This is a genomic window from Streptomyces sp. NPDC001513 (genome assembly GCF_042894695.1).
Taxonomy (GTDB): Bacteria; Actinomycetota; Actinomycetes; order Streptomycetales; family Streptomycetaceae; genus Streptomyces.
The window spans coordinates 309,902-321,702 of the sequence record NZ_JBIAVU010000008.1; the positions used below are offsets into that span (position 1 = coordinate 309,902).

Annotated in this window: 9 protein-coding genes; 5 read left to right on the forward strand and 4 right to left on the reverse strand. The window is 72.7% G+C overall.

What is annotated here, in order from left to right; all coding sequences use genetic code 11:
* Positions 1-162: 162 nt before the first annotated feature.
* Genes ACFYZ4_RS19965 through ACFYZ4_RS19975 form a run of 3 tightly spaced genes read left to right on the forward strand, consistent with a single transcriptional unit; the run spans position 163 to position 4,351 of the window.
* Positions 163-1,374, forward strand: a complete 1,212-nt coding sequence (locus tag ACFYZ4_RS19965) for a glycosyltransferase (protein ID WP_351295010.1) — start codon at positions 163-165, stop codon at positions 1,372-1,374.
* The gene (locus ACFYZ4_RS19970; RefSeq protein WP_390784471.1) at positions 1,371-3,119 is read left to right on the forward strand and encodes a lipopolysaccharide biosynthesis protein; all 1,749 of its coding nucleotides are present in this window, start codon (positions 1,371-1,373) and stop codon (positions 3,117-3,119) included. The genes ACFYZ4_RS19965 and ACFYZ4_RS19970 overlap by 4 nt, the downstream gene beginning before the upstream one ends.
* Complete coding sequence (locus tag ACFYZ4_RS19975) at positions 3,116-4,351, forward strand: hypothetical protein (protein ID WP_351294934.1); 1,236 nt, start codon at positions 3,116-3,118, stop codon at positions 4,349-4,351. The genes ACFYZ4_RS19970 and ACFYZ4_RS19975 overlap by 4 nt, the downstream gene beginning before the upstream one ends.
* 194 nt (positions 4,352-4,545) lie before the next feature.
* Here the strand turns inward: ACFYZ4_RS19975 and ACFYZ4_RS19980 are convergent, their stop codons facing one another.
* Positions 4,546-6,069: a hypothetical protein gene (locus ACFYZ4_RS19980; RefSeq protein WP_351296534.1), complete on the reverse strand. Its 1,524-nt coding sequence runs from the start codon at positions 6,067-6,069 to the stop codon at positions 4,546-4,548.
* Between the two features lie 95 nt (positions 6,070-6,164).
* On the opposite strand from ACFYZ4_RS19980, the gene ACFYZ4_RS19985 reads away from it, so the two are divergent.
* Together ACFYZ4_RS19985 and ACFYZ4_RS19990 are read left to right on the forward strand one after the other, a co-directional pair.
* The gene (locus ACFYZ4_RS19985; protein ID WP_351296531.1) at positions 6,165-6,704 is read left to right on the forward strand and encodes a WcaF family extracellular polysaccharide biosynthesis acetyltransferase; all 540 of its coding nucleotides are present in this window, start codon (positions 6,165-6,167) and stop codon (positions 6,702-6,704) included.
* Positions 6,705-6,712: 8 nt separating this feature from the next.
* Positions 6,713-7,828, forward strand: coding sequence for a glycosyltransferase (locus ACFYZ4_RS19990; RefSeq protein ID WP_351296537.1), 1,116 nt, complete (start codon positions 6,713-6,715; stop codon positions 7,826-7,828).
* Between the two features lie 15 nt (positions 7,829-7,843).
* Here the strand turns inward: ACFYZ4_RS19990 and ACFYZ4_RS19995 are convergent, their stop codons facing one another.
* From ACFYZ4_RS19995 to ACFYZ4_RS20005, 3 genes are all read right to left on the reverse strand, one after another.
* Positions 7,844-8,059 (reverse strand): DUF6458 family protein, encoded by a 216-nt coding sequence (locus ACFYZ4_RS19995; RefSeq protein WP_030655766.1) that lies wholly within the window; start codon positions 8,057-8,059, stop codon positions 7,844-7,846.
* Between the two features lie 126 nt (positions 8,060-8,185).
* Entirely contained in the window at positions 8,186-8,854 is a 669-nt protein-coding gene (locus ACFYZ4_RS20000; RefSeq protein ID WP_384347055.1) for a hypothetical protein, read from the reverse strand.
* Positions 8,855-8,954: 100 nt separating this feature from the next.
* The gene (locus ACFYZ4_RS20005; protein WP_390784472.1) at positions 8,955-11,732 is read right to left on the reverse strand and encodes a DNRLRE domain-containing protein; all 2,778 of its coding nucleotides are present in this window, start codon (positions 11,730-11,732) and stop codon (positions 8,955-8,957) included.
* Positions 11,733-11,801: the final 69 nt, after the last annotated feature.

The following is an 11,801-nucleotide window of genomic DNA, read 5'->3' on the forward strand; positions in this document are numbered from 1 at the left end:
GTGCTCCGTCATCTGTTATCCCCAGCGACCGCACCCCCCGGTGCAGCTGATTAGCAGACAATAGCGTGCACGTTCCGCAGCACGCGGGTGAACGAATAGGGTGACGTGCGCATCATCCAGGGGAAGAGGGGACGCTCGGTGTCCAGATCCGGTCAGCGGCGCATGCTGCTGGTTTCCACCAATTACGCTCCGGAGCACGCGGGGATCGGCCCGTATGCCACCCAGATCGCGGAGCACTGGGCGGATCTCGGCCACGAGACCCACGTGCTGGCGGGCATGCCGCACTACCCGGCGTGGTCCGTCGAGCCGGAGTACAAGGGGGCGCTCCAGCGCACGGAACAGCGCGCAGGCGTCACCGTGCACCGGCGCGCGCACACCGTACCGCCGCGCCAGACCGCCGTGAAGCGGGCTCTTTTTGAAGGATCGATTCTGCTGCACGGCGCCGTGGCCCCGCCCCGGATGCCCAGGCCGGACGCGGTGCTCGCCCAGATGCCCAGCCTGGCCGGCGGGGTGCTCGCCGCCCGGCTCGCGGCGCGCTGGAAGGTCCCGTACATCCCTGTCGTCCAGGACCTGATGGGCGCCGCCGCCGCGCAGAGCGGGATCAGCGGCGGGGACAAGGCCGCCGCGATCGCCGGCCGCGCCGAGGCGTACGCCCTCAAGCGGGCCACCCTCGTCGGCGTCATCCACGAGACCTTCGTGGACCGGGTCGTCGGCATGGGCGTGGACCCGGACCGGATCCGCCTCGTCCCCAACTGGTCGCACGTGGCGCTGCCCACCAAGCCGCGCGGCGAGACCCGCCGCCACCTCGGCTGGAGCCCCGGCGAGACCGTCGTCCTGCACTCCGGGAACATGGGCCTCAAGCAGGGACTGGAGGTCCTCGTGGGCGCCGCCCGGCTGGATCCGAATGTCCGCTTCGTCCTCATGGGCGACGGCAGTCAGCGGGCCGCGCTCGCCGACTTGTCGGCCGATGTACCGAATCTGGACATCATCCCCCCTGCCGCGGACGGCGAGTTCCCGGATATCCTCGCCGCGGCGGACGTACTCGCGGTCACGCAGCACGCTGCCGTGCTGGACATGAGCGTGCCGTCGAAACTCACCTCCTACTTCCAGACCGGCCGCCCCGTCGTCGCCTCCGTGGCGGCGGAGGGCGGCACCGCCCAGGAGGTGGAACGCTCGGGCGCAGGGGTGCTCGTACCGCCGGAGGACCCCGAGGCCCTGCTGAAGGCCGTACGGGCCCTGGCCGAGGACCCCGAAGGCGCGGACGCACTGGGAGCGGCCGGACCCCGCCACGTGGCGGCCCATCTGAGCCGCGAAGCGGGCCTGGCCCGCATCGACGCACTGATAGACGAAGCACTTGGGGGACCCCGGCCGTGATCGAGACGAACCGCCCTGCAGCGGCACCGGCCGACGACGAACCGGATCTCCTCAGAGACCAGTTCCGGCAGCTCCTGCGCTACCGCAGGCTCATCGGCGCGGGCATCGGCATCGGCCTGCTGGGCGGCGTCTACCTCGGCATCTCCACCGCCGACACCTACGTCGCGACCGCCGACGTCGTGCTGCGCGCGCCCACCGACGACCCGTTCAACCCGAGCCTCGCGCCCGACAAGGCGATCAACATCGGCTCCGAGCGCCAGGTCGCGCTCAGCTCCTCCATAGCCAACGAGGCGGCGAAGAAGCTCGGCGTGTCCGCCTCCGGCTTCGCCGCCCTGCGCAGCGGGCTCCAGGTCACCAACCCGCCGCAGACCATGGTGCTGCGCTTCACCTACACGGCGTCCTCCCCCAAGGAGGCCGCCAAGCGCGCCAACGCGATGACCGAGGCGTACCTGCTCAAGCGGCAGGAGTCCCTCGACGCCACCCGCGACAAGATGGTCAAGGGCTACAAGGAGCAGCGCGACCCGATCGCCAAGCAGCTGGACGAGCTCTCCAAGGAGATCGCCCGGATGCCCGCCGGCGCCGGACGCGACGCGGCCACCTCCTCGAAGACCGACCTGCAGAGCGAGGTCGGCGGCTACAACACCAAGATCACCAAGCTCGAGGCCCTCGACATGACCCCGGGCCGCGTCACCAGCGCCGCGACCGCGCCCCCCGGAGCCGACGGCCCCGGCATCCTGATGTCCCTCGCGCTCGGCGCCGCCGTGGGCCTCGCCCTCGGCCTGCTGGCCGCCTGGGTCCGGCTCGTCTTCGACCCGGCGCCCCGCTCCGAGGGCGACGTGGCACGGGCCCTGCGCGCGCCCGTGCTCGGCTACCTGCCCCGGGACCGGACGGGCGGCGGACCGCTGCTCGCCGCCGGCGAGGCCGATCCCCGCCTCGCCGAGGAGTACCGCTCGGTGGCCTTCCGGCTCGCCTACGACGCCCGCTTCGCCGACCGGCGCCGGCTGCTCGTCGTCGCCCCGCGCGGCAGCAGCGAGACCGCCGCCGCGGTGGCCGTGAACCTCGCCGCCTCCTTCGCGGAGACCGGCAAGGACGTCCTGCTCATCGAGGCCGACCTGCGCACCCCCGTACTGGCCAGCCAGCTGCCGACGGACGCCGGCGGCCGGCCCCGCTGGAGCCAGACCCCGGGCGGCCAGAAGGGCGGCGGCGGACGGCACTCCGACTCCGAGTGGCCCGACGGGCGCCAGCTCGTCGTGGACGCCGGCGAGTCCGGCTCCTTCGACCTGATCCCCGGCGAGCGGGCGCGCAACGTGCCGCGCGCGCTGACCTCCCCCCGCGCCACCCGGCTGATCTCCGAGGCCGACTCCCCCAACGCGACCGTCGTCGTGCTCGCGCCGCCCGTGCTCTCCTACGCCGACGCCCTCGCCCTCGTCGACCGCGTCGACGGCGTCCTGGTCGTCTGCAACCCGCGCGGCGTCCACCGCACCGACCTGATCCGGATCCGCGAGCTGATCAGCGGCGCCGGCGGCACCGTGCTCGGCGCGGTCCTGCACGCCCCGCTGCCCGGCGAGAAGCGCGGCCGCGGCAAGGACAAGACTCCCGCTCCCGCCCCTGCCGCCGGCTCCCCGGCGGGCGGGCCGAAGACGCCGCAGCCGATCCCGTACGAGGTCGCCGAGCCCGAGCAGCACATCCCCGGTGACGGCACCGACACCGTCGCGCTGCGCACCGTGCGCATGGGCCGCAGATGAGCCGACGCGGCCTCGCCGCCGTCGCATCGGTCCTGGACCAGGCCGCCTCCAGCGCCACGAACATCCTGGTGCTGGTGCTGGCCGCCCGGCTGTCCTCGGCGGCCGGGTTCGCCGACTTCTCGATGGTGTACGTGACCTTCAGCGTGCTCCTCGGACTGAACATGGCCTACGTCGGCCAGAGCCTCGTCCTGGAGAAGGGGGAACGGCTCGGCGCGATGTGCCGCTCCGCCGCCGGATTCACCGCGGCCGCGTCCGCCGCCGTGGGGGCGCTGCTCGTGGTGGTGGGCCTCGTGCTCCCCGCGACGCCCGGCCGGGCCTTCCTCGCGCTGGGCCTCGTACTGCCGTTGGTCCTCCTCCAGGACGGGCTGCGCTACTGCTTCTCCGCGCTGCGCGCCCCCGAGCGGGCACTGGCCGCGGACGCGCTGCGGCTGGTGTGCGTGGTCGCGGCGCTGGCCGTGCAGCCCGAAGGGGCTTCGGCGGGGCGGCTGGTGCTGGTGTGGGGCCTGTCCGCGGTGCCCGCGCTGGGGCTGGGACTGTGGCTGCTGCGGCCGTACGTCCGCGACGCGCGGGTTGACCTGCGGCCGTACCTGCGGCGGGGGCACCTCGGGCAGCGGTTCGTGGTCGAGTTCGCGGTGGGCAACGGCTCCAGCCAGCTCGCCGTCCTGGGCCTCGGCGTCTTCGCGACCCCGCTGGCCGTCGGCGCGCTGCGGGGTGCGACCACTCTCTTCGGGCCGCTGAACGTGCTGTTCAACTCCGCGAACTCCTTCGGGCCGCCGGTCCTCGGCCGGCTCGGCGGCAAGCGGGCCACCGTGCGGGCGACCGCGCTGCTGGGACTGGTGCTGGCCGCGCTCGGCGCGGGCTGGGGGGCCGTGCTGTACGCGCTGCCCGAGCGGATGGGCCGTCAGCTGCTCGGCGACACCTGGGCGGCGACGGCCGCGCTGCTGCCGGCGACGGGGGCGCAGTACGCGGTGATGGGGCTGGGCACCTGTGCGCTGCTGACCCTGCGGGTGCTGGCGCCGAAGGCGACGCTGTCCTTGCAGGTGGTCTTCTCGGTGCTGTCCGTGGGACTGCTGCTCGGCGGGTACGCGGTGGGGGGTGTGGCGGGCGCCGCGCTGGGCCTGGCGGCCGGCTCGGCACTCAAGGCCGCAGCCGCCTGGCTCCGCGTGGCCCGGCTGAAGACGCCGGTTCCGCAGGCCGACGAACCTCACCGGGCCACCGCCCCCGCGGCCTGACCCGCTGCGCGGGCCTCCTGGGGCTCCGCCCCGGACCCCGCTCCTCAAACGCCGGAGGGGCTGGATTGTGCCGGCCTCGGCCAAATCCAGCCCCGCCGGCGTTTGAGGCGATCTTTCAGCCTCGCCGGCGTTTGAGGCGCGGGCGCGGAGCGCCGTACGGGGTCTGGGGCGGAGCCCCGGCAGCGGCGGCGCGCTCAGCGCAGCGTCGTGCCGCGGTCCGTGCGGTACGTGGCGACCAGCGCAAGGCAGAGGGCGGCGATCGCCACCCGCCCCGACGCCTGGAGCAGGGGCCCGCGCAGCAGGATGAAGGAGTAGCCCGCGACCAGCGGGACGATCACCGAGATCAGGCTGCCCGGCGGCGCCCTCCGCGTGGCCCGTTTCGCGTAGCGGCGGTCGACGCGGGCGGAGGCGTACCCCATGCCCAGCAGCCCCGCGCCCATCCCCAGCGGACCGAAGTCGAGCCACAGCTCCGCCCAGATCGGGGAGGAGAGGTTGGTGTTGACCGTGCCCATCCACTGGCCGACCATCACGCCCGTGTCCCGCGGCTTGCCCGGCCACACCGCGCGCGGCACCGCGAAGAAGATCGATCCCGCGAGCTGGCGCCCGTAGTAGTGGCCGGGGCCCGACTCCGAGAAGGTGATGGTGTTCGCGAACATGCCGATCTGGTCGTAGTCCTTGAGCGCCATCGGCTCCAGGAAGGACGTGGTCTCGACCGGACGGTAGTTCTTCTCGTCGTACCGGAAGCGGTCGGCGAAGGGGAAGATCAGGAGGGCGACGACCACCGCCATCGACAGCGCCACCCGGTACATGGCCGCGCTCACCGGGAAGACGGTGAAGAGCAGCGCGAACATGACCGTCAGGAACCAGTACCGCGGGTTCGAGATGGGGTTGTTGACGATCAGGTTGAGGCCGGCGAGCGCCCCCCACGTGACGATGACCGACACCTTGCGGCGGGCGAACTTCGAGGTGATCAGCCAGCGCGTGTAGAGGAGCAGCGCGAGCAGGGCCGGTACGGTGCCGAAGCCGCGCAGCAGTGCCTGCCCGGCCTGGCCGTCACCGTTGGAGACGCCCGCCTCCTCGATACCCGCGATGATCTCCTGGCGGCTGGAGAAGAAGACCGCCGGGCCGCCCAGCTTCATGATGAAGGCGGCGCTGCACAGGAAGGAGAGGGCCGTGAGGAGCTGGAGCCGGCGCCGGTGCGCCATGACGGGCCTGGACTCCTTCTGGGAGCCGCCCGCGCGCCCGGCCGGCCGGTGACGGGCCAGCAGCACGCCGACGTCGAAGGCCGTGCAGCCGAGCAGGACGAGCCCGATGGCGGCGGTCAGGTCGGAGCGCGGGCCGACGACGGGCGTCGGGACCTGGCCGAGGACGGCCTGCGCGAGCGGGGCCACGCCCATGGCCATGTAGACGAAGAGCCAGAAGGAGCCCTGGAGCAGCTTGCGGCGGCTGGTGAGCACCATCGCGGAGAGCCGGGCGCCCGCGTACATGGTGAGCAGGAGCTGGAGCCAGAAGGCCGCGTCACGGGCGCCCGCGCCGTCCTGGACGGCGACGAACAGCGGCAGGAAGACGGTGAATCCGAGCGCGAGCGGTACGGACAGCGCGCGCGAGAGCAGGGTGCGCGGGAGGGTGGCCCGGCCCCACAGGCTCTCGTCCTCGAAGGGGGACGGGACGGGCTGCTTCGCGGGCGCCGCGGGGGGCTTGCGTATGTCCGTCGTCACTGCCGCCCCCACCCGATGTGCCTGGTCCGCGCGCAGTCTAGTCTGAGCGGGCCACGCCCTGGGAGGCGGCGGCAGAGTGTAGATGGGGGCGACAGTTGCGGGATCTTCCTTCCTTCACGCTGGCCGGATACGACAAGGGCCGCGGGCTGCTGACGCAGGCGCTCTGGTTCGCCGTGATGAACACGCTGTTCATGAGCTGGTTCTGTCCGGCGCGGCTGCGGGTGGTGCTGCTGCGGGCTTTCGGCGCGAAGATCGGCGAGGGCGTGCTGATACGCCACCGGGTGCGCGTGCTGTGGCCGTGGAAGCTCACCGTCGGGGACCACACCTGGATCGGTGAGGGCGCCTGGCTGCTGAACCTGGAGCCGCTGACGATCGGTTCGCACGTGTGCCTCTCGCAGGAGGCCCTGCTGTGCACCGGCTCGCACGACCACCGGGCCGCCGACTTCCGTTACCGCAACGCGCCCATCACCGTCGAGGACGGCGCCTGGGTGGCCGTACGGGCGACCGTGCTGGCCGGGGTCACGGTGGGCCGCTGCGCGGTCGCCGGGGCGGGCTCGGTCGTGCACAAGGACCTGCCGGAGCTGACCCTGCAGACCCAGGACGGGCAGCGCCGCCCGGTGGAGGAGCCCAAGTGAGCACCCCGATGCGCGTGCTGCACGCGGTCACCCTGCACTCCCCCTCGCACGCCTTCGGCGGGCCGGTGCGGGTCGCGCTGAACCTGGCGAAGGGGCTGCGCGCCCGGGGCCACGAGGCGCGGCTGCTCGCGCTGGGCGAGGGCTTCGACGCGTGGCCCACCTCGGTGGAGGGCGTCCCGGCGAAGCTGTTCCCGGCCCGTCGGCTGCTCCCCCTCGGCTTCAGCGGGATGACCTCGCCGGCGCTGCTGGCGTCGGCCGGCCGGCTGGTGCGCGACGCCGATGTCGTCCACGTCCACCTGGCCCGGGACCTGGTGACCCTGCCGGTGGCCCTGGCGGCGCTGCGGGCGGGCAAGCCGCTGGTGCTGCAGACCCACGGCATGGTGGACCCCAGCGAGAAGCTGCTGGCCAAGGTGCTGGACGCGGTGGCGGTACGCCGGCTGCTGCGCGGCGCGGACGCGCTGCTGTACCTGACCCCGCACGAGCGGGAGGGCCTGGACGCGGTGGTGGGCGCACCGCTGCCGAAGGCGGTCCGCCTGGTCAACGGGACCCCGGAGCAGGAGGAGCGGCCGCCGCTGTCCGGCCCGCCGCGGATCCTCTACTCGGCGCGCCTGCAGGCCCGCAAGCGGCCGGTGGACTTCGTGGACGCGGCCCCGGCGGTGCTGGCCGTGCATCCGGACGCGCACTTCGTGGTCGCCGGTCCGGACGAGGGCGAGCTGGGGGCCGTACGCGCCCGGATCGGGGCGCTGGGCCTGACGGACCGGTTCACGGTCCCGGGGGCGCTGTCCGGTGCGGAGGTCCTGGCGGAGCTGCGCCGGGCGCACGTGTACGTCCTGCCCTCGGTCGACGAGCCGTTCCCGATGTCGGTGCTGGAGGCGCTCTCGGTGGGCGTCCCCTCGGTGGTCACGCACTCCAACGGGCTGGCCCGCGACGTCGCGCGGGCCGGTGCGGGGCACGCGGTGGAACCGGGTCCGGCGGGCGTGGCCGCGGCCGTCCTGGCCCTGCTGGACCCGGCGGCCAACCGGGAGGCCTCGCTGTCGGCCCGCAAGCTGGCCGCGGACTCCTTCTCCATGGACGCGGTCCTGGACACCCTGCTCCCGGTGTACGAGGGCGCGCTGCGCCGGTGAGGGCCCGCCGCGGCGTCAGATGACGTCCCGGCGGCGTTCCTCCACCACCGGTATCGCGCCCGCGGCCCGGCGCCGCTTGTAGATGCTGGTGTACACGGCGAGGCCGATGCCGCCCACCGCCATCATGATCAGGCCGACCAGGTCGAGGTTGACGCTCTCCATCTCCCAGTCGCTGGCGAAGGTGAGGATGGCGCCCACCACGATCAAACCGATGCATCCGCCGATGCCCATGAGTCCGCCTTCCGCCGTCGTGGCTGTGACCGCGCGGATACCCGGGTCCGGAGCACGAAAACGCCCCCGGGGGCCGGGAGTCCGGTCCTCGGGGGCGTTTTCGTACGCCGGCGGCGTGCCGCGGTGTTACGCGGGGATCCAGGCGTAGCAGCCCGAGGAGTTGAACTCCGTCGTGCCCGCCGGGATCGTCGCCGTGATCTTGTCGCCCGCCTTGAGCGGGGCCTCGGGGCCCGAGGCGAGGACGGAGCCGTCCTTGCCCTTGGCCTCCCAGGTGCAGTTCGTGGCCTGGGTCAGCGCCCGGTAGGCGCCGGCCGCGGGCGACTGCTTCGGGCCCTCGGCGAAGCCCTTCTCCGCCGCGGCGAGGATCGGCTTCTGATCCGGGCACAGGTACGTGATCGCGTCCTTGGCGCCGGGGATCTCCCCGGTGATGACGGCCCCGGTCGCCGCGTCCTTGTCGTGCTTCGCGGTGCGCGCCACCCGCTGACAGGCCTCCTGGCCGGTCTGCAGGACGGCCGCCGGGTCCATCTTCTCCGGGACCCGGCCGCTCAGGTACTTCTTCTCCTGCGCCGTGAAGCTGCCCGTCTTCGGGGTGAGCTTCGTGTCGGGCAGGACCGGGCCCGTCGGCTTCGCGTCGGCCGCGGGCTCCGCCGTGGCCGGGGCGTCCGCGGGATCGGGGGCCGCCGACGACGCCGGGGGCTTCACCTTCGCCTCGGAGTCGTCACCGCCGGAACTGCAGGCGGTCAGGGTCAGGGCGGCGGTCAGCAGGACAGCGGCCGCCGCGGAGCGTCGGTACATCGGATGGCTCCCGTACTACTTACAGGGGTGGGACAGGCGAGCGGGGCCCGGCCGGTAGAGCCGGGCCCCGCACACCGTCAGGCGGTTGCCTGGGTGGTCGCTACTTCGCGCCGAAGGTCAGGACGAGCTGCGGAGTGCCCTCCGCAGCCGTGGACTCCGAGGACCAGATCCACAGCGGGTCGGTGCCCGTGCTCGTCAGGCCCAGGCTGTAGCCGCCGCCCAGCACCGCGGAGACCGCGGCGGTGTCCAGCTCGACGCTGTGGACCGCCGAGCCGTCCGGCACGCCCGCGATGGTGCCGAGCGGGGTGGTGCCGAGGGTGGGCTTGGTGTTGAAGGTGGTGCCCGCGCCGCTCCAGGTGCCGGTGACCGGGACCACGGAGACGGTGTCGGCGGTGCCGGCGCCCGCCTGCGTGGAGGTCTTGATCTGCAGCGAGGCGGACTTCAGGACCTGGCCGGCCGGGGCGGCCGGCAGGTTGAAGCGCAGGTACGTCTCGTACGCCGAGGTGCCGCGCACCGCGAGCGAGGTGGACGTGCCGTAGGCCGTGCTCGGGGCACCCTGGTTGATGTAGGTGTCCTCGGTCGCCTTGACCGCGGAGACCGAGTCGGTGGGCGCCTTGGCCAGGTCGAAGTGGTTCTTGACCTGGGCCTGGGTGAGCGCCGTCGGGTAGACGGCCGTCTCGTCGAGCTGACCGGCGAAGAAGTTGCTCGTCGGGCGGGTCGGCCAACCGGAGAGGTTGTCACCGCCGGCGTGCCAGTAGCCCGCGTAGGTGCTGTTGCTGGTGGCGTTCAGCGAGCCCTTGTTCTGGCCGTCGACGTACAGCGTGATGCCGCCGGGGCCCTGGGTGCCGACCACGTGGTGCCACTTGTTGTCGTTGTACGTCTCGAACAGACCCGTGGAGACGGTCCGCGCCGAGCCGTTGTAGACACCGAAGACCAGGCGACCGGTGTTGGTCATGTAGATGTGCCGGTCGTTCGAGCCGCTGCTGCGCGTGGTGTTGTTGCCGAAGCCGATCAGCTTGCCGCCGCGCGTGGTGTTCGTCTTGAACCAGGTCTCGACGGTGAACGTGTTGCCGACCGACTGACGGCGGTCGCCGTGCACCAGCTGGCTGGTTCCGTTGAAGCCCATCGCCGTGCTGGCGCCGGAGACCGCGCCGGGCGTCTGGCGCAGGGCCGGGGCGTTGAACTGGACACCGCTGGTGTTGCCACCGTTGGAGGAGTCGGCCACGTACGGGCTGACGGCGTCGTCGTAGCGCCAGTACAGGTTGGCGCCGTCCTGGCGGACCTGGTTCGGGTACGTCTGGACCGTGGTCGGGATCGTCACCGTGGCGACGGCCGACAGGGCGCTGGTGTTGCCCGCGTCGTCGGTCGCGGTCACGCGGTAGGTGTACGTCTGGCCGGCCTTGACCGTGGTGTCGTTCCAGGAGGCCTGCGGGCGCTCCCACTCCAGCGAGCCGGCGGTGACCGTCGCGGCCGGGGTGGCCGAACCGTTGCGGTAGATGCGGTACGTCAGCTTGCTGTCGTCCGCGTCGTAGCTGGTGCGCCAGCGGACCTGGGCCTCGCCGGGCTTGACGCTCGCGGCGCTGGCCACCGGGGTGGTCGGGGCGCCGATGTCGCCGGTGGAGGCGAAGCGGGTCAGGCCCTGCTGCGCCTTGCCGTTGATGAGGGTGAACTCACCGCCGACCCACAGGTACTTGACGTCGTTCTTGTCCGCGACGGCCATGACGCGCGGGCCGATGCCCTCGCCGAGGCCGTCGTTGGCGGTGGGGTGCCAGCCGAGCTTGCCCGGGCCGCGCACGAATCCGTCCACGGGCGCGGGGGCGGCGCCGTCGTGGTTGGTCGGCTGGGCCAGCAGGAAGTTCCGCTTGCCGTCGGGGAACTCCAGCTCGGTGGAGCAGTCGTGCGCGTGCGAGGAGCTGTAGAGCACTCCCTGGTACGGCAGGACGAACTGGGTGGCGCCGAGGCAGCGGTCGCGCCACTTCTCGGTGAAGTCGCTCAGCCGCAGGCCGATGCGGCCGTCGAAGACGCCGCCGCCGGAGCCCTCGTGGCCCGTGTAGAAGCCGGTGTCGTCGGTGGAGATGTCCTTGACGACCGAGTTCGACGGAATGTTGGTGTAGGTCTTGGTGACCGCGCCGGTGGTGGCGTTGACCACGGCGAGGGCGTGGCTGTTGGAGCCGTTGACCGTGAAGAAGTCGCCGCCCAGCAGCACGTTCTTGCCGTCGGGGGTGACCTCGACGGCGCGGCCCGGCTCGTCGACGTTGGCGACGAAAGGCTTGAGCGCACCGGTGCCGGCGTCCACGGCGGCGAACCGCTCACGGGTCTGACCGTCGACGGCGTTGAAGTCGCCGGCCGCGTACAGGGTGTCGTCGGTGACGGCGAGCCCGCGCACGGTGGCGGGGAAGCCGGGGTGGAACGATGCCTTGGGGGTGCAGCTCTCGATGTCGATCGCCGCGAGGCTGGAGACCGGGGTGCCGTTGACGGCGCCGAAGTAGCCGCCCGCGTACAGGGTCTTCTTGTCCTTGGAGACGACCAGGGTGCGCACGGTCGCCGTGCCGTCGCCGATGGTGAAGGCGAGCTTGCAGGAGGTGGGCTTGCCCGTCGCGGCGTCGAGCGCGACGAAGTTCACGGCCTCCTGCTCGGCGCCCGCGGCGCCCTCGGGCGGACGGACCGCCGAGAAGGTACCGCCGGCGAAGACGGTGCCGTTCGCCTGGGCCATCGCAAAGACGATGCCGTCCGGCTGCCAGGTGGGCAGCTCGTCGGCGGTGAATGCCACCGGCGGCGTGATGGCGGACGCCTGAGGCATCAGCACCAGGCCTATGCCGGTGCCGGCACCGGCCAGTGACAGGACGAGGGCAGCAGTCAGCCCTCTGGATCTACGCATGAGCCCCCCAGGGCAATCGCCCGGTTTGATGGCTGGAACTATCCGAACAGCCATATGTACGGGCGCAGA

Bases quoted from the DNA above. Each gene is read 5' to 3' on its own strand.
- ACFYZ4_RS19965 (WP_351295010.1), top strand. From the start codon at position 163: ATGCTGCTGGTTTCCACCAATTACGCTCCGGAGCACGCGGGGATCGGC.
- ACFYZ4_RS19975 (WP_351294934.1), top strand. From the start codon at position 3,116: ATGAGCCGACGCGGCCTCGCCGCCGTCGCATCGGTCCTGGACCAGGCC.
- ACFYZ4_RS19990 (WP_351296537.1), top strand. From the start codon at position 6,713: ATGCGCGTGCTGCACGCGGTCACCCTGCACTCCCCCTCGCACGCCTTC.
- ACFYZ4_RS19995 (WP_030655766.1), bottom strand. From the start codon at position 8,059: ATGGGCATCGGCGGATGCATCGGTTTGATCGTGGTGGGCGCCATCCTC.
- ACFYZ4_RS20000 (WP_384347055.1), bottom strand. From the start codon at position 8,854: ATGTACCGACGCTCCGCGGCGGCCGCTGTCCTGCTGACCGCCGCCCTG.
- ACFYZ4_RS20005 (WP_390784472.1), bottom strand. From the start codon at position 11,732: ATGCGTAGATCCAGAGGGCTGACTGCTGCCCTCGTCCTGTCACTGGCC.